The following is a 15,965-nucleotide window of genomic DNA, read 5'->3' as shown; positions in this document are numbered from 1 at the left end:
CAAAGGTGCAGGGAAGGGCAGGAAGGCGCAGCCCTGTGCACTTCGGTGCAGAACCGTTACCGTTCCAGACCAATTCATGTCGCGCGTGCGGCTGAAATCACCTCTTGGTTGCAAAGGATCTGAGTGCTGTTGCGTCTAGAATCTCGATCTGCCCGTAGGCCACGCGCAGCCAGCCGAGAGCTTCGAAACGCTTCAGAACGCGGTTCACGACCTGACGGTCAGCGTTCGCCATTTCGCCAAGTTGCGCCTGGGTGAGGCGGAGGAGGGCCGCGCAGGGATCTCCTTCGTCGAACGGCGCGATCCGAAGCAGGGTCGCCGCAATCCGGCGGTCAGGCCGACGTATGAGGAGCGTCTCGATCACCCTCACTGCGATATCCATCCCGTATTCTGTCACAGACAGGATTGCGCGCTGGTGCGCGGGAGAACGCGCACCGATCTCCTGTGCATGCGCAAGCGGAACGTGGATCAACAGCGACGGCTCGACTAGGGAAAATGACAAAGTGCGCTCTTGCTCCCGCGTCAGAGGGCCGTAGCCGAACCAGACGCCGCAACGGGCCACATGCGCCAGCACCGTTTCTCCGGCTTCGGACGGCAGGTAGATCCCCACACCGCCCTTGACCACGCCATAGAGACCACCGGCGCTGTCACCGGCATGGAACACGAACTCTCCCGCGGGGTAGTGAATCAGACGTGAGACCTTCAGGACGGCACGTCGGAGATCTTCGCTCTGGTCGGCTAACCATCCGGACCGAGCAATCCGGCGTTCGGCATCTCCACGATCGATCACTCCCCCTTCCCCATGCCCGGCGACCCTCATCTGCAGTTCCTCTCAGTATTCGCCCGATGAGATAGGGCTATTTGTCTCAACTACGACAATCTCCTTCACAACAATCTGGAACAATAGATTTTGTAGGGATGACCAAATCCGAACCTGCTTCTGTCAAAACCTCCGGAACACGCGGACTGGAAGGGGCTGTTGGACCGGGTCGCGGTATTCTCTTGGGCGGTCATCACCGGACTGAAAGCAAAGTTGGGGGACTTGGAGATGACAAGGCTTGGGCGGCGCACGTTCATTCTGGCGGGTCTTCTCGGCGCCACCGCACTGACGCCAGCAACGCGGGTACTGGCGAAGACCGGATCCTTGCAAGATGTCGGCAGCCTCGCCGTTGCGCCACCGCAGGCCACCGTCTACACGGCCCGCGAGATCCTCACGCTTGACTCGGCGCGCCCATCAGCCGAAGCCGTTGCCGTTGTCCGCGGCCGAATCCTGTGGGTCGGCTCATTGGACGAGACGATTGCTGTCCTCGGCGACCAGCCATACGTGGTCGACCGGACGTTCGTCGACCATGTTATCGTCCCGGGCTTCGTGGCACAGCATGACCATCCGGTGCTCGCGGCGCTGACGATGTCATCCGTCATCCTTTCGATCGAGGATTGGGTCTTGCCCTCGGGAACGGTTCCGGCCGTCAAGGACAAGCAGGATTTCGTCAGTCGGCTGTCAGCCACCGTCGCCTCACGCAAGGACCCTGACGAACCCGTGCTGACGTGGGGCTACCACCCCGCGTTCTTCGGCCAGTTGACCGGGGCGGACCTCGACATGATCAGCACGACCACGCCGATTATTGTCTGGGCGAGGTCGTGTCATGAGATGATTTTCAACACTGCGGCCCTGCAGCGGGCAGGAATAACCAAGGAGGTCATCGAAGGCTTTTCTGAAACCGCGCAGCGACAGAGCGAAATCGGGGAACAGAGATTCTGGGAGCAGGGGCTTTTCGCGGTGCTACCCTACGCTGCGCCCCTCGTCGCCACGCCTGACAAACTTCAAGCGGGACTAGAGCTGACCCGCGACTACATGCACGCAAAGGGCATTACCATTGGGAACGAACCGGGCGGCATCCTGGCGAAGCCTGTGCAAGATGGCGTAAACGCCGTCTTTTCCAGCCCCGACATGCCCTTTCGTTGGTCGTTCATGCCGGATGGAAAAAGCCTGGTTGCGATGTATGACGATGATGCCCGGGTCATCACCGAGACCGAGAACCTTGCCTCGTGGTATGGCGGGATGACCAGCATGACGTCCAAACAGGTCAAGCTGTTTGCCGACGGCGCAATCTATTCCCAGCTCATGCAAGTGCGCGACCCATATCTCGACGGGCATGAGGGGGAATGGATGATGGACGATGACCTCTTCCAGCGTGCATTCCACGTCTACTGGGACGCCGGCTATCAGATTCATATCCATGTGAACGGTGACGCCGGGCTTGACCGCGTTCTAGATGCGCTGGAGTCCAATCTGCGGCGTAACCCGCGCTACGATCACCGGACGGTTCTGGTGCACTTCGCGGTCAGCGACCCGGATCAGGTCGCCCGGATCAAGGCGCTGGGCGCGATTGTCAGTGGCAATCCCTATTACGTTGCTGCATTGGCCGACCAGTATGGGAAAGTGGGCCTCGGCCCCGAACGAGCAGATGAAATGGTGCGTCTGGGAGATCTGGACCGGGCAGGAGTCGCATGGTCGCTGCATTCCGACATGCCGATGGCGCCTGGCGATCCGTTATTCCTGATGTGGTGCGCAGTGAACCGGCTCACGACCTCGGGCCGCGTCGCGGGACCTGAGCAACGTGTGACCGCAGAACAGGCATTGCGCGGAGTGACCATCGAAGCGGCCTATTCGCTGAAACTCGAGGACGAGATCGGGACGATCGCACCGGGCAAGCGCGCGAACTTCACGATCCTCGACGGGAACCCATTGACGGTGGACGCGATGGAAATCCGAAACATTGGTGTCTGGGGCACCGTAATGGAAGGGCGCCTATTGCCCGTTGGTAAGGCCGATCGGAAGGCGTCGATAGAGACGCCCGACGGACCGGCCGAACGCGCCTTCGCCGAAGCGACATTCCGACATGTGCTGAAGGTGGCGCATGGCTTGCACTGATCATCGTTAGGATGGTGAAGGTGCCGGCCTGAAAAGGACCGGCGCGGTCGCCCGGCGTTCGTGAGTCAAATACCAGCTATGGACCGATATCGGACTTCCGTGGTCAAATCAGAAATGACCTCAGCGGAATCATGCTCGTGGAAATGGGCCTGATTGACACCATTATGAACAGACCTCCCGGACGAGCGATCGCGAGAAGCCCGCGCAGCGGGCCGGGGCCATCCCCGCAGCGGCAAGACATTTTCATGGCCAGGCCTTCGGCGCATCCCAGAGCATAGAAATCATAAGGAGTTTGACAACCAAAGGTCACGCCAGAGCCTAGATACCAACGTCACTTCCGTCCGAAACCATTCTGCCTGAAGAACGGCAAGTCATGCTGCCAAGACGGGATCCCTGTCACATCATGTGGGTCGATGCCGGTATCCTGATTGTCCACCGCGGGGAATGACGCGAGTTTGCAACGCGAGACGTGCGCTGCTTCGACCTTGGCAAGCGCAGAGCGGGCCGCTCAGATGAGGGCCTGGTCTGGCTGGACAGGTAGGTGGAGTTGAGCCCGAACTCTGCCAAAGGCCATTACTCGCGGGCCTTCCTGCAAGTGGTCCGTTTTCAGACGGTCGCGACCCGCGCGGGCATTAAACTGGCGATCGGGCTTAGCCCGATTCATCCGATGCTGGCGCCGATGCGCATAATGAAGGCGTTACCCTTCGGAATAGATGGTGACTATGCGACCGCTGCCGACCGGGCGGTGCTGGCTGCGCGCATAGCGACCAGCCATTTCCGCATCGTGATAGCGGCAGTCTCGTTGTGCCAGCTTGACGGAAGAAGAGAAGACGCTGCCAACTGGGCGCGGGCCCCCATCTACTGAACATAAAGTCTCGAAAATGGGACGCGCCGGTGCATTGCCGCAGCCAGTCCGCAGCATGACGCTTTCCCCGGTCGATAAGCCAGCGTGGCGGTCGCATCAGTCGGCAGAACTGCCATCCAGCGCCGGCTTCAGTAGGCCGTCCAGCCGCCATCCGTTGGAAAGACACCGCCAGTGAAGTTCGATGCTTCATCCGACAGCAGGAACAGCATCATCGACACCTGTTCACCCACCGTGGCCGGCCTGTGCTGCGGATCGGTATAGGACAGGATGCTGTCCGTCTTGATCCGACCCATCGACGGCCCGCTGGCATGCTTTCTCGCCTCGGCAACGAGTTGGCCGGCGCGTTCGATCATGGGAGTATCCGTCGCCGCCATGTTGACCGAGTTCACGCGAATGCCGTAGGGCGCATAGTCGATGGCGGCGTTGCGGGTGAGCCCGTTGACGGCGTGCTTCGAAGCGACATAGGCGGGATTGCCGGCCAGCCCGGTCAGCCCCGCGATCGACCCCACATTGACGATGGCGCCACCCTTCTTCTGTTCGACCAGGAAGCGGAGTTGAGCCCGCAGCGTAAGGAAGGTGCCTAATGCATTGGTCCGAAACACCTTCTCCCAATAGTCCTGCGTCGCCTCATGGATCGGCGCGAAGGTCAGTGAGCGCTGCTTTTCATAGTCGACCGGATCGCCGGAATAGATTCCGTCAAGGACACCCGCGTTGTTGATGGCACCGCTCAACCCGCCGAAATTCTTCCTTGCAGCGTCAACTGCAGCCTCGCCCACGGCCGGGTCGCCAACATCGCCCTCGACGAAGACGCTCTTGCCACCCTCGGCGTTGATACCGGCACTCACGGCAGCACCAAGATCGCCGATCCAGTCCACGCCCACGACATTGGCCCCCTCGCGCGCCAGCCTTTTTGCCGCTGCCGCGCCCAGTCCACGGGCCGATCCTGTGACGATGAATGTGCGGCCGGCAAAACGGCTGGGAATGAAGTATTCGGGATCGGGCGGATTGATTGGCACCACGGCGTTGCCGCCGCCCGCTGCGCCGCCCGAAACTTGCGCCTCGGCCTGTTCGGTCGCGGCTGTCTGCGCCGCAAGCGTGCCAGCGACCAGCGTCACCCCCTTGAGTACATCGCGTCTGTCCATGTCTGTGCCTCCCATTTGGACCGGACCGCTGCCGGTTCCTTGTGTCAGTAAGTCGTGAAACCGCCGTCGGTTGCATAAGTCGCGCCGGTCAGGTTCGACGATTCCGGTGAGAGCAGGAACAGCATGACCGCCACCTGCTCGGCCGGCATCGACCCCATCTTCTGCTGGTTCGACCATTGCAGCAGGCTGTCGATCTTCAGCATACCGATCCCGGTTTCGCGATAGCCCGATTGCGCGCGTTGCTTGAGCAGGTCGAAGGCGCGCTCGTACATGGGCGTGATCGTCGTGCCCATGCAGACCGAATTCACCCGGATCCCGAAGGGCGCATAGTCGATCGCGGCGTTCTTGGTCAGCCCGTTCACGGCATGTTTGCTCGCCACGTAGGACGGGGTTCCGCCGAAACCGCGCAGGCCGGCAACCGACGCAACGTTCACGATGCTGCCGCCACGCCCCTGAGCCAGCATCTGCCGCAGCTCGGCGCGCATCGAGCGGAACGTCCCGGTGGCATTCACACGCATCACCACATCCCAGTAGGCATCCGACGCATCGCTGATGCGCGACATCGCTAGATCCTTCTGGGATGCGTAGTCGATCGGCTCACCGGGCGGGATCGCATCCATCACACCGGCATTGTTCAGACAGCAATCAAGCCCGCCGAAGGTGTCGACCGCGGCCTTGACCATCGCGTCGCAAACCGCAGTTTCGGAAATGTCGCCTTCGACGAAGACGGCCTTTCCACCCTCCTTGACGATCGCGTCGATCACCGCTCGGCCCTCCCCGCCGAGCCAGTCCACACCGACGACATTCGCGCCCTCGCGCGCGAGGCGGATTGCGGCGAGTTGGCCCATGCCGCGGGCGCAGCCGGTAACGATCGCCGTCTTGCCGGCAAACCTGCCGGGAATGAAGAAGTTTTCGGGAACCGGAACGATGTTCTGCCGCCCGGCGATTACCGGATCGGGCGGATCCCACGGTGTCGAGTACGGGCCCAGGTCAGCCGGGGCGGCCTCGGCGGGACCGGCTGCAGCCGCGATCGCTGCACCCGACGCCGCGACAAGACCGACTGATTTCAGGAATTCCCGGCGATCGAAGCCATCAGGGCCGAAGCTAGTGTCGTCCATGTGCGGTTTCCTTGCAAAAGGGGATCGGGGGGTCAGAACGAGTAGCGGACGAACAACATTGCCGCGAGCCAGTTGCTGGCATCGCCGCCGAGCGCGGCCTTGGTGCCTTCGCCGGGGACGGTGAAGCCAAGCGCACCGTGAACGTAGAGGTTTCGCGACTTATACCATTTCACCGTCACGTTGGCCTCGTAGCCGTAGGTGCTGTCGGTCAGGGTACTCAGCGCCGGGTTGCCACCGACGTTGTTCAGCGTATCGGCCCGAAAGACCCAGAGTTGCGGCACGACCTCGATCTTTGGCGTGACGCGGAGCCGCCCCTGGATGCGCTGTGCGATGACGTTGCTGTCCTGAACCACCTTGAAATGGCTCATGCCCTGGACCCATTGCTCGCCAGTGCCGCCCGACAGAAGCGGGTCCCAACGCTCATAGGTCGGCGTATCCGGATCGTCCCCCGAGAAATAGGCGATGCGGTAGCTGATTGCGGGGCTCCACTTGGCCTTGGCGAAGCTGTAGCCGACCTCGGCCCAACCCGCCCGCGCGTTCATGCCGAAGTTGCGGTTGGTCTGGAGGGCCGCTTCACCGCCGATGAACGGACCCGGCACCCCTTCGGGATTGGCCGTCCAGTTGAACCGGGCATCCCAAAGCTGCATCCCCTCTCTCGTACCGACCAGGCCGCCGGTCGGGGAATAGTAGGCAGCAGTCGATTGCGGCACCGTGAGGTAGGACATGCCAAGCATGAGCCCGTCCACCGGCGTGGTCTCGAGGTTCAGACCTGCGATCCTGGTGTCAGTGTCGAGGATCGGCAGTTCATCGGGGTCAAGATAGAAGGCCTGAAGCTTGGTCTGGTTGTAGGCAACCTCGCCCAAGACCAGAAGGTCGGACGCCCATCGCGCGTTCGCCTGAAGCGCCGCGCGGTTCCAGCCGTTGGCGGCCGTGTTGGCGATGAGAAAGCCGTTGGCCAGCGTGAACCGCTGCCGGCCCACGGAGAGGTTATAGGTCAGCCGATTGCCCTTGCTGTCGACATTGCCGCCGACGAGACCGACATAGGCATCTTCCCAATAGGTGTATCCGCGCGCCAGGTTGGTGAACAGTTCCTGCCCGCTGGAGCCCGACGTGATGACCGAGAAGTTGCCATACGCGTAAAGATTGTTGGTCAAGGGCGTGATGCCATAGATGCCGTATTGCAGGTAGCCCTCGGCCCAATCGCTCCATCCGGCGCCCGCCGGACCGTCGGCGAGGGGATTGCCCGCCAGCATCGGACCGGGCTGGCCGTACCAGGCGTTGTTGTTGCCGTACATCAACGTGAAGACATCGAGCTTGAACTTCAGCACCGTGCCGTTGCGATCGAGGAGAAGCGGGAAATCCGAGAACTTCCCGCTCGCTGCCATGCCGCGTCCACCGGGCGGCTGAACTCCGTCGCCGAGCTTGACCGTCACATTGACATCGACGCCGCCAAGCGCAGCGGGCAGCGGCTCGAAATCGATGCTGGCGATCTGCGGATTGCGCCGGACGATCTGCGTGATTGCCAGTGAAATTGCATCGTCGTTGTAGCGCTCGTCAGGGAACAGCAGGATACCGCGCCGCACCGCATCCTCGATCCGCTGGTTGAACGCGGCATCCTGGGTCGGGTTGGCGATGGTGATCTGCACCGACTCGATCCGGCGCTGCTCGAAGGGGCCGGAATTGGCCAAACCGACCTGGGCGAAGGCACCGGGCGCATCGGCAAGGACCAGAAGCACGGCCAGGCTCCAGACGGCAAGAACCGGTCCAAACCTCGTTCGGCGAAGGAGAGCGCACGCATGCTGAGTGGATCGCCGCAGGCTCACGACAGCTGTTCCTATCTGGTCTGAACAAACTAACGATCAAGAGCTGACTCTTGACAATCCACCCCCCGCCCATTTTGGGCAGCGGGCTATGGGGTCAGTCTGCAGTGCGCCGCGCACCGTCCTCCAATACCTGCGAGAGCAGCAGATAGAGTCGCGCAAGGCGGCGAAAGGACCTCTCTTCAAGGTCGGCGAGGGCCGTCTGCACTTCGGAGGAGTTCCTTTGCCCGGCGATTGACCAGCCCAGCCCCGGATGGTGGCTGATCCAGCCCTTGCGCTCAAATGACGCCAGCTTGCGCCGGACCGTCTCGCGCGGGATGCCGGTGACATCGGCGATGCGCATGGTTGTCATCGCCGTCCGGGCCGGATCGGGCTGTTCGGGATGTGTCGAGTTTCTTGCTTCTTCGAGTCGCCTCTGGCCGAGGACTGCAAGAAGCAGCATCGCCTCGAGATCGCCGTCGAAGGAGGCTGCACAGTCGACCATATGCTCCGTCAGGAACTGGACATAGTGATACTGGGTGTCGAGATAGGCGGCACGGAACCGGCCCATGACCTGTTCAACACGGGTCTCGTAGTCTGTGTTTCGGGCTGCCTGCACGGTGCCTCCGTTACTGATTGTGCCAACCCGCATTCGCGGATTGCGATGCTGGTCTCCCGCGACCGAGCAGGCCGCCTGCCCTGGCCGCACGGCCCTTGAGCACCCGTCGCCCTCATCGAGTTGCAGAGCTCTATGTAGCATGAGCTGATCGCGAACCAACGGAACCGAGACGCGTTCACAACTGGCTGCCAGCACCTGCCCGGTCACACTATCAGGTGTGAGACGCTGCAGCATAGGGGCGCAACAGCTGGGCAGAGCAGGCTCCACTCCCTTCACAGGTGGGGAATATTCTCGCGCAGGATGATGCGCGGTTCGATGTATCGCGGGGCCAGAAGCGGTGAGTTGACCGCAATCGATCCCAGGAGCTGGATAACCGCCTGTTCGCCCACCAGCCGCGCATTCTGGTCGATCACCACATCGATGAGATCCTCGACCAGCCAGAGCCGCGCGCTTTCCGTCAGGTCGTGCATGATGACGAAAGGCCGCTTGCCGTCTGTCCGCGTGCGGAGCGCATCGGCGATCCCCGCCCGACCGGCCCCGACGCAATAAACGCCGACCAGGTCGGGAGCGGTCCGCATGAGCTTGAGCATGCCCTGCCGCGACAGGTCGGCATCCTCTCCCGTCTCGACCGCCGGAAGGATCGAAAGCTGAGGAAACTGCTCTTCGATCAGGGCCCGAAATCCGAATTCGCGCTCGCGGTGGCCGTGGAAGGCGCGCGAGCCGAGAAACAGACCGATCGTCCCCCCCGCAGTGCAGGACAACCGCCCCATCAACAGCGCCGCGGTCCGACCGGCGACGAGGTTGTCCACGCCGACATAGGCGGCCCGCGGCGTCGATGGGACATCCGAGGCTATGGTGACAACCCGCACCCCTGCCTCGCTCAACTCGCGGATCGCATGGCGGGTCTTCGGATGGTCGATGGTGACAATGCCGACGCCGCTTGTCGAAAGCGAAATCTTCTCAAGCGCGGGCAGAAGCGAGTCCGGCCCAATCCCGTCGAGCGGGGTCACCTTGCAGGACGCCACCAACGGCAGAGAGCCCGCAGTCGCCATGATGCAGTCGACCAGTTCGTGCATGAAGCCGTTGCGGACGAAGGGGATCAGGAATTCCAGATGCGCGGGTCGCGACGGCATCGACACCGCGCCTTCGCTTGGCAGATAGCCGAGCTCCTTCGCTGCCTGGAACACGCGTTGGCGGTTCGCGGGGCTGACCCCGGCGCGGCGGTTCAGCACCCTGTCGACGGTGGCGGTCGACACCATCGCCAAGCGCGCGATGTCGGCAATCGTGCTTCGGCTCATGCGGCGCTCCCGGTTCGTCCCGAGCTGATGGACTTTGACCGGATTACATCAGCCCTGTGGCCCCTTGCAATCTGGACATAGGTTTTTCTGCAATTGCACAATGGGTTAGCGGAACGAATTCCGAGGGCCACCTGATGCGATCTGATGTGATCTGCCGTTGTCGCAGGTTTCGGAATGCCGAAAGTGGTGAGGAAAAGCGATGCGCCACATTATGAATATCGACTCATCCAGCCACTCTGCCGCCCTCGTCCCGCCTCGGGACTATTCCCTGACAGGCGAGTCCGCCCGCCACGCCATCGAGGCTGGTCTCGCGGCGGCCGAATGGTACCACACCGACGTCTCCCGCAAGGAGATGAAGGCGCTCATGCAGCGCAGCGACAGCCCGGCGATCCGCGACACGATCCTGTGGATTGCGTTGCACATCCTCCTCGCCGCGGGCGGCATCTGGTTCTGGGGCACATGGTGGGCGGTGCCGTTCTGGCTAGCCTATGGCGTCGTCTACGGCTCGGCCTGCGACTCTCGCTGGCATGAATGCGGCCACGGGACGGCCTTTCGGACCGGCTGGATGAACGACGTGGTCTATCACATTGCGTCCTTCCAGGTGATGCGCAATCCGATCAACTGGCGCTGGAGCCACGCGCGGCACCACACCGACACGATCATCGTCGGCCGTGATGCCGAGATCGCCTGGATGCATCCGATCAGCCTGATGCTGAAGGCGCTGGCCTATGTCGGGGTCGTCGACGCCTGGAAGTCGCTCGTCGGGATCGCGCGGAACGCGATGGGCATCCTGTCGCCCGATGAGAAGGACTATATCCCGGCCTCGGAATGGCCCAAGGCGATCTTCTGGGCCCGTGTCCACATGGCGATCTACGCCGCGACCCTTGCCGTGACGCTGTGGATGCTCGCGACCGGGATGGGCTGGAAATCGACGATCCCGCTCCTGCTGATCGGGCTGCCACGGCTTTACGGGTGCTGGCACATGGTGATGACCGGCCTCCTGCAGCATGGTGGTCTGGCCGAGGATGTCCTCGACCACCGCCTGAACTCGCGCACGGTCTACATGAACCCCATCAGCCGGTGGATCTACTGGAACATGAACTACCATGTGGAGCATCACATGTTCCCGATGGTGCCCTACCACGCCCTGCCCCGGCTGCATGAACTCATCAAGCACGACCTGCCGGTGCCCAACCCCTCGATCGCTCAGGCCTATGCCGAGATGTTCCGGGCTATCCTGCGGCAAAGGCATGAGGTCGGCTATTACCTGAGGCGAGAACTGCCCCCGACAGCGCGCCCATACAAGGACGTCCTGCACCAGTCTGTGCCGGAACGCAGTGCGTAACGGCATGGAAAGAGCCGCACAGCGACAGGGGGAGGCAAGATGACGGCAGTCGGCGCCTCTGTGGTTCGGACAAGACGGCTGCCGACCGTGGCCGATCTTCGCGCGCTCAAGGGCAAGCGCCAGTTGACCATGCTGCGCTACTTCTCGATCGACGAGGCCGCCGCAGCCGAAGAGGCCGGGATCGACATCGCATCGGTCCCGCCCGAGGTCCTGTTCCACCCGGACTATCGCAGGGTCGCCCCCTCGATCTTCTCGATGACCGGCAAGACCCATCTCGAGGCGGGCACGGCCGATGACTACCTGCGCTGGTGCGGAGATGCGGTGAACCGAGGGGCAGACGCAGTCTATTGCTCCGGCTCGCTCCGGACGGTCGAGCATCTTGCCCGCGAGCATATCCCCGTGGTCGGCCATGTCGGGCTGGTGCCTTCGCGCGCGACCTGGACCGGCGGGTTCCGCGCCGTCGGCAAGACGGCCGACGCGGCGCTGCGCCTGTATGACGAGGTGCGCGCCTACGAGGATGCCGGGGCCTTCGCGGTCGAGATCGAAGTGGTGCCGCCAGAGGTCGCAAGCGAGATCAGCCGGCGCGTGGGCATCCTCTTGTGGTCCATGGGCGCCGGCGCGGGCTGCGATGCGCAGTATCTCTTTGCCAACGACATTCTCGGTTACACCGACGGGCGCATTCCCCGCCATTCCAAGGTCTATCGCGACTTCCGTGCCGAATATGCCCGGCTTCAGGTCGAACGCATCGCGGCGTTCCGCGAATTCATCACGGATGTCGAGACAGGCGCCTATCCCGAGGACCGGCACCTCGTGGCCATGTCCGAAGGGGAATTCGACCAGTTCATCAACTGTCTGGAAAAGGGGGAAAGGCGGCAGGGCTAGGCCCTGCGCGAGAAAGGGTGCGCCGGCGAGGAGGGCCTGCGCATCGGACCAACCGGGCGGAATTCCCCCGGCTCTACGCGGCGCCGACACGGCGATCGCAGAACTTGAAACAAGGGAGGAGACAACGATGCTGAGACGTACATTCCTTTGCGCGACCGCAGTGCTTGCGCTGACTGCCGGTACAGCTCTGGCCGAGGGCAAGACCTTCTACTGGATCTCGCATGGTGGGCCAGCCGACCCGGTCTGGACCTATTTCCTGCAGGGCGCCGAGGCCTGGGCCAAGGAAACCGGCAATACCGTCAACACTTCGTTCCACTCGGGTGACGTGCCGAGCCAGCAGGAAGCCGTGCGCGCCGCGATCGCGGCGGGCGCAGCAGGCATCTGCTCGACCAGCCCCGACCCAGGCTCGATGGTCGATGTGGTGAAGGAAGCCCGCGCCGCAGGCATCCCGATCGTGAACTTCAACACGCCGGATCCGCAGGCGGACTGGAACGCCTATGTCGGCGGCGACCTCATCCACGTCGGACAGACCTGGGCGCAGTACCTTGTCGACAAGGGCTTCGTGAAGTCGGGTGACTTCGTCTGGATGCCGGTCGAAGTGCCAGGCGCCTCCTATGGTGTGGAAGAGGAAAAGGGCATCAAGTCGGTGTTCGAACCGCTCGGGATCACATGGGAGGTCACCGATGCCACGCTTGACCAAGCCGAGGTCATCAACCGCATGACCGATTACGTCACCGCCAACCGAGACAAGATCAAGGCGATGATCGGCCTGGGCGACATGGTGACGGGCTCGGTCAAGCGGGTCTGGGATCAGGCGGGCCTCAAGCCCGGCGACATCCCGGTCGTGGGCTGGGGCAACTCGCTCGACACCACGCAGGAGGTGATGGACGGCTACGTCGCTGCCGGCATGTGGCAGGACCCGCAGGCCACCTCCTACATGTGCCTCTCGGCGCTCTTGATGGAGACGAACGGTATCCCGATCGGCTTCGACATCATCACCGGCGCGCTCTACGAGAAGGACACGGCCCCCGTCTATCACAAGATCATGGGCGGCAACTGACTGCCACACCTCCGCCCGCGGTGCACAGGCATCGCGGGCGGGCCTTTCCCTCTACAGGATTTCCCGGGATGACCGAACCCAGCCCTACCCTGGCCCCTCCGGAGCACGCATCCGGCGCAGGTTTCACGCGAACGCTGATAAACAAGCCGGAAGTCGGCCCGCTGGTCCTGCTGGTTGTCATGCTGGTGGTCTTCACCGCCATCAACCCGGCCTTCATCTCTATCACGAATATCGGCAACGCCCTCACGTTCACCGTCGAGCTCGGCCTTATCGCGTTGGCGATGACACTGCTGATGACCGCAGGCGAGTTCGACCTGTCGGTCGGCTCGGTCTTCGGCTTTGCGCCAGTCGTGATGTGGACCCTGTTCAACGAGGCGGCACTCCCGCTGTCGGTGGCGTTCCTTGTTGCGATCCTGGTCGCGCTGCTGATCGGCCTCATCAACGGCCTGTTCGTGACGCGGATGCGGATCCCGTCCTTCCTCGTCACGCTCGGCATGCTTCTGGTCGTGCGCGGCACGGCGCTGTGGCTCACCGATGGCTTCCCGCAGCGGACCTGGAAGGCCGACGATCAGTGGCTGTCCGGGGTGCTTGTCGGGGAATTCCACGTGGGAAGCCTGCGGCTGTACATGAGCCTGATCTGGTTCATCCTGCTCGCGGTCATGTTCCACTACATCCTGACCCGCACCCGCTTCGGCAACTGGATCCAGGCCACCGGGGGCAACCCCATCGCCGCCCGGAACCGCGGCGTGCCGACCGGGCGCGTCAAGACCATCCTGTTCATGCTGTCGGCCGCCATGGCTGCCTTCGCCGGCATCATCTCGTCGATCCGCGTGTCGGCAGCCAACCCGAACTCGGGCACCGGCTACGAACTCGAGGTGATCGCCATGGTGGTGATCGGCGGCACGGCGCTGGCGGGCGGACGCGGCACCATCATCGGCACGGTTCTGGGCGTGCTGATCCTGCGGCTGATGCGCAACGGCATCGTCCTGATCGGCGTGCCGGGCCTGGCCTACAACATCTTCATCGGGGCGATCATCCTGGGGATGATGGCGCTTCATGCCGCGCTCGAGCGCCGGCACAATGCGGGAGACTGACATGGCCGAAACCGAAGCTCCGCTCGTCGAGATGCGGAACATTCAGAAGTACTACGGCCGCGTCCACGCCCTGCGCGACGTGAACCTAAGGATCAAGCGCGGCGAGATCGTCGGCCTCTTGGGCGACAACGGAGCGGGCAAGTCCACGCTCATCAAGGTGCTATCCGGGGCGGTGCCCTACACATCGGGCCAGATCTTCATCAACGGGCAGGAGGTCAACCTGCGCTCGACCAACGATGCGATCGCGGCAGGGATCGAGACGATCTACCAGGACTCGGCACTGATCCCGCAACTTTCCATCGCGCGGAACCTGTTCCTCGGTCGCGAGTTGCGCAAGGGGCCGGGTTTCATGGACCGTCTCGATCTCGACCGGATGAACGAGGTGGCGGCGAGCCTGCTCAAGCGGGTCGGCATCTCGAAGAAGATCCCGCCGACCACAGCCATCGGTTCGCTTTCAGGCGGCGAGCGGCAGGCGGTGGCCATCGCCCGCGCCATGTATTTCGATAGCGACCTCATCATCCTTGACGAGCCGACGAACAACCTCGGCGTGGCCGAAACGCAAGGCGTGCTGCGCTTTGTCCGTGAAGCGCGCGACACGGGGCATTCGTGCATCTTCATCGCCCACAACATCCACCACGTCTTTCAGGTCGTGGACCGGATGGTCGTGATGCGGCGCGGCGCGGTCGTGGCAGATGACCTCAGCCCCCGGACCTCATCGATCCAGGATGTCGAGGACATCATCACCGGCGAGCATGCCGCCTGATGCAGGGTGCGGCGGCTGGGATCAGCTTCGGCTTCGATGCCCGCACCGGGCTTCTCGATGGGTTCGAGGTCGAGGATCAGGGCGTAAGGATCGCGCCTCTGCATCGCGCCCCCTGGGTCGGGACGGGCGAAGTCATGCCGCCGGACGCCGCGCCCCTTATGGCGACGCTCGGCGGCGACTTCTTCTGCGCGCCCTTCGCGGCAAGCGACGAGGGCTCGCCCCTGCACGGCTGGCCCGCCAACACCCCCTGGACAGTCGTTGCGACGACTGCCGGCCTTGTGCGGGCGGTGCTCGACCATCCGGTAAAGGGCGCGACGCTGATCAAGGAACTCTCGGTCACCGACGGTCATCCCTTCGTCTACCAGCGCCACATCTTCATCGGGGGCACCGGCCGCCTGCCTGTGGCGAACCATGCCAACATCTCGCTGAAATCCGGCGGGCTGATCCGCACCTCGGCCAAGTCGTATTGGGAAACCCCGCAGAACCCGCAGGAAAGCGATCCGGCGCGCGGTCGGTCGGCGCTGGCCTACCCGGCCCGCTCGGTAGACCCCCGCACCTTTCCGGGGCTGGCAGACCCGGTGGACCTGACGCGCTATCCCTGGAATCCGCGCCATGAGGATTTCGTCGTGGGGATCGAGACCAGGGGCCATGCCCTCGGCTGGACGGCGGTGACGCGCCCTGCGGAGGGCGATCTTTACCTTTCGCTCCGCGATGCTCGGCGGTTGCCGATGACGATGCTGTGGCATTCGAACGGGGGGAGGGATTATCCGCCCTGGTCGGGGCGGCATTTCGGCTGTCTTGGCGTCGAGGAAGGCGCGGCGGACCACATGCTCGGGCTCTCGACCGAGGCCGACCTGTCGGGTCCGGGCGCGCTGACGCTGTCGCCCGAGGGTACCGTGGAGGCAAGGCACGTGATCGGCGCGATCGGCTGGCCCTCGGGCGAGCCGGTGGCCACGGTGACGCTGGACGGCGACGCGTTGACTGTCACCGGCGAAGGTGGTGCGCAGCGCAACGTGCCGATCCGGGGCGCGTTCCTCGGGCTTTGAAC

The 15,965-nt window shown here is 63.4% G+C and carries 14 protein-coding genes; 8 read left to right on the top strand and 6 right to left on the bottom strand.

Annotated elements, in window-relative coordinates; genetic code table 11:
* Nucleotides 1-97: 97 nt before the first annotated feature.
* Nucleotides 98-787, bottom strand: coding sequence for a Crp/Fnr family transcriptional regulator (locus L0V05_RS19505; RefSeq protein ID WP_234873169.1), 690 nt, complete (start codon nt 785-787; stop codon nt 98-100).
* A 258-nt stretch (nt 788-1,045) separates the two neighbouring features.
* On the opposite strand from L0V05_RS19505, the gene L0V05_RS19500 reads away from it, so the two are divergent.
* The gene (locus L0V05_RS19500) at nt 1,046-2,932 is read left to right on the top strand and encodes an amidohydrolase (protein WP_234873168.1); all 1,887 of its coding nucleotides are present in this window, start codon (nt 1,046-1,048) and stop codon (nt 2,930-2,932) included.
* Between the two features lie 547 nt (nt 2,933-3,479).
* Nucleotides 3,480-3,797 (top strand): hypothetical protein, encoded by a 318-nt coding sequence (locus L0V05_RS19495; protein WP_234873167.1) that lies wholly within the window; start codon nt 3,480-3,482, stop codon nt 3,795-3,797.
* 128 nt (nt 3,798-3,925) lie between these two features.
* Here the strand turns inward: L0V05_RS19495 and L0V05_RS19490 are convergent, their stop codons facing one another.
* From L0V05_RS19490 to L0V05_RS19470, 5 genes are all read right to left on the bottom strand, one after another.
* Nucleotides 3,926-4,939, bottom strand: a complete 1,014-nt coding sequence (locus L0V05_RS19490) for an SDR family NAD(P)-dependent oxidoreductase (protein ID WP_234873166.1) — start codon at nt 4,937-4,939, stop codon at nt 3,926-3,928.
* A 44-nt stretch (nt 4,940-4,983) separates the two neighbouring features.
* The gene (locus tag L0V05_RS19485; RefSeq protein WP_234873165.1) at nt 4,984-6,057 is read right to left on the bottom strand and encodes an SDR family NAD(P)-dependent oxidoreductase; all 1,074 of its coding nucleotides are present in this window, start codon (nt 6,055-6,057) and stop codon (nt 4,984-4,986) included.
* Between the two features lie 32 nt (nt 6,058-6,089).
* Nucleotides 6,090-7,793 (bottom strand): alginate export family protein, encoded by a 1,704-nt coding sequence (locus L0V05_RS19480; protein WP_234873164.1) that lies wholly within the window; start codon nt 7,791-7,793, stop codon nt 6,090-6,092.
* Between the two features lie 181 nt (nt 7,794-7,974).
* A complete protein-coding gene (locus L0V05_RS19475) occupies nt 7,975-8,475 on the bottom strand; it encodes a helix-turn-helix domain-containing protein (RefSeq protein WP_234873163.1) in 501 nt (166 codons plus the stop codon).
* Nucleotides 8,476-8,747: 272 nt separating this feature from the next.
* Complete coding sequence (locus L0V05_RS19470; protein WP_234873162.1) at nt 8,748-9,773, bottom strand: LacI family DNA-binding transcriptional regulator; 1,026 nt, start codon at nt 9,771-9,773, stop codon at nt 8,748-8,750.
* A 199-nt stretch (nt 9,774-9,972) separates the two neighbouring features.
* Between L0V05_RS19470 and L0V05_RS19465 the strand changes: the two genes are divergently transcribed.
* The 6 genes from L0V05_RS19465 (at nt 9,973) to L0V05_RS19440 (ending at nt 15,963) form a co-directional block, all read left to right on the top strand.
* Entirely contained in the window at nt 9,973-11,118 is a 1,146-nt protein-coding gene (locus L0V05_RS19465; protein ID WP_234873161.1) for a fatty acid desaturase family protein, read from the top strand.
* 39 nt (nt 11,119-11,157) lie between these two features.
* Entirely contained in the window at nt 11,158-12,000 is an 843-nt protein-coding gene (locus L0V05_RS19460; protein WP_234873160.1) for a 3-methyl-2-oxobutanoate hydroxymethyltransferase, read from the top strand.
* Nucleotides 12,001-12,127: 127 nt separating this feature from the next.
* The gene (locus L0V05_RS19455; protein ID WP_234873159.1) at nt 12,128-13,060 is read left to right on the top strand and encodes a substrate-binding domain-containing protein; all 933 of its coding nucleotides are present in this window, start codon (nt 12,128-12,130) and stop codon (nt 13,058-13,060) included.
* A 68-nt stretch (nt 13,061-13,128) separates the two neighbouring features.
* The gene (locus L0V05_RS19450) at nt 13,129-14,154 is read left to right on the top strand and encodes an ABC transporter permease (RefSeq protein ID WP_234873158.1); all 1,026 of its coding nucleotides are present in this window, start codon (nt 13,129-13,131) and stop codon (nt 14,152-14,154) included.
* A 1-nt stretch (nt 14,155) separates the two neighbouring features.
* A complete protein-coding gene (locus L0V05_RS19445; RefSeq protein WP_234873157.1) occupies nt 14,156-14,917 on the top strand; it encodes an ATP-binding cassette domain-containing protein in 762 nt (253 codons plus the stop codon).
* Nucleotides 14,917-15,963 (top strand): hypothetical protein, encoded by a 1,047-nt coding sequence (locus L0V05_RS19440; RefSeq protein WP_234873156.1) that lies wholly within the window; start codon nt 14,917-14,919, stop codon nt 15,961-15,963. The genes L0V05_RS19445 and L0V05_RS19440 overlap by 1 nt, the downstream gene beginning before the upstream one ends.
* Nucleotides 15,964-15,965: the final 2 nt, after the last annotated feature.

Origin of the sequence: Alitabrizicola rongguiensis (assembly GCF_021491355.1) — a bacterium.
Lineage (GTDB): Bacteria > Pseudomonadota > Alphaproteobacteria > Rhodobacterales > Rhodobacteraceae > Aliitabrizicola > Aliitabrizicola rongguiensis.
The sequence above is the reverse complement of the archived record's forward strand: the minus strand, read 5'-3'. Positions and strand labels throughout refer to the sequence as shown.

Bases quoted from the DNA above. Each gene is read 5' to 3' on its own strand.
- L0V05_RS19500 (WP_234873168.1), top strand. From the start codon at position 1,046: ATGACAAGGCTTGGGCGGCGCACGTTCATTCTGGCGGGTCTTCTCGGC.
- L0V05_RS19490 (WP_234873166.1), bottom strand. From the start codon at position 4,939: ATGGACAGACGCGATGTACTCAAGGGGGTGACGCTGGTCGCTGGCACG.
- L0V05_RS19485 (WP_234873165.1), bottom strand. From the start codon at position 6,057: ATGGACGACACTAGCTTCGGCCCTGATGGCTTCGATCGCCGGGAATTC.
- L0V05_RS19470 (WP_234873162.1), bottom strand. From the start codon at position 9,773: ATGAGCCGAAGCACGATTGCCGACATCGCGCGCTTGGCGATGGTGTCG.
- L0V05_RS19465 (WP_234873161.1), top strand. From the start codon at position 9,973: ATGCGCCACATTATGAATATCGACTCATCCAGCCACTCTGCCGCCCTC.
- L0V05_RS19460 (WP_234873160.1), top strand. From the start codon at position 11,158: ATGACGGCAGTCGGCGCCTCTGTGGTTCGGACAAGACGGCTGCCGACC.
- L0V05_RS19455 (WP_234873159.1), top strand. From the start codon at position 12,128: ATGCTGAGACGTACATTCCTTTGCGCGACCGCAGTGCTTGCGCTGACT.
- L0V05_RS19450 (WP_234873158.1), top strand. From the start codon at position 13,129: ATGACCGAACCCAGCCCTACCCTGGCCCCTCCGGAGCACGCATCCGGC.
- L0V05_RS19445 (WP_234873157.1), top strand. From the start codon at position 14,156: ATGGCCGAAACCGAAGCTCCGCTCGTCGAGATGCGGAACATTCAGAAG.
- L0V05_RS19440 (WP_234873156.1), top strand. From the start codon at position 14,917: ATGCAGGGTGCGGCGGCTGGGATCAGCTTCGGCTTCGATGCCCGCACC.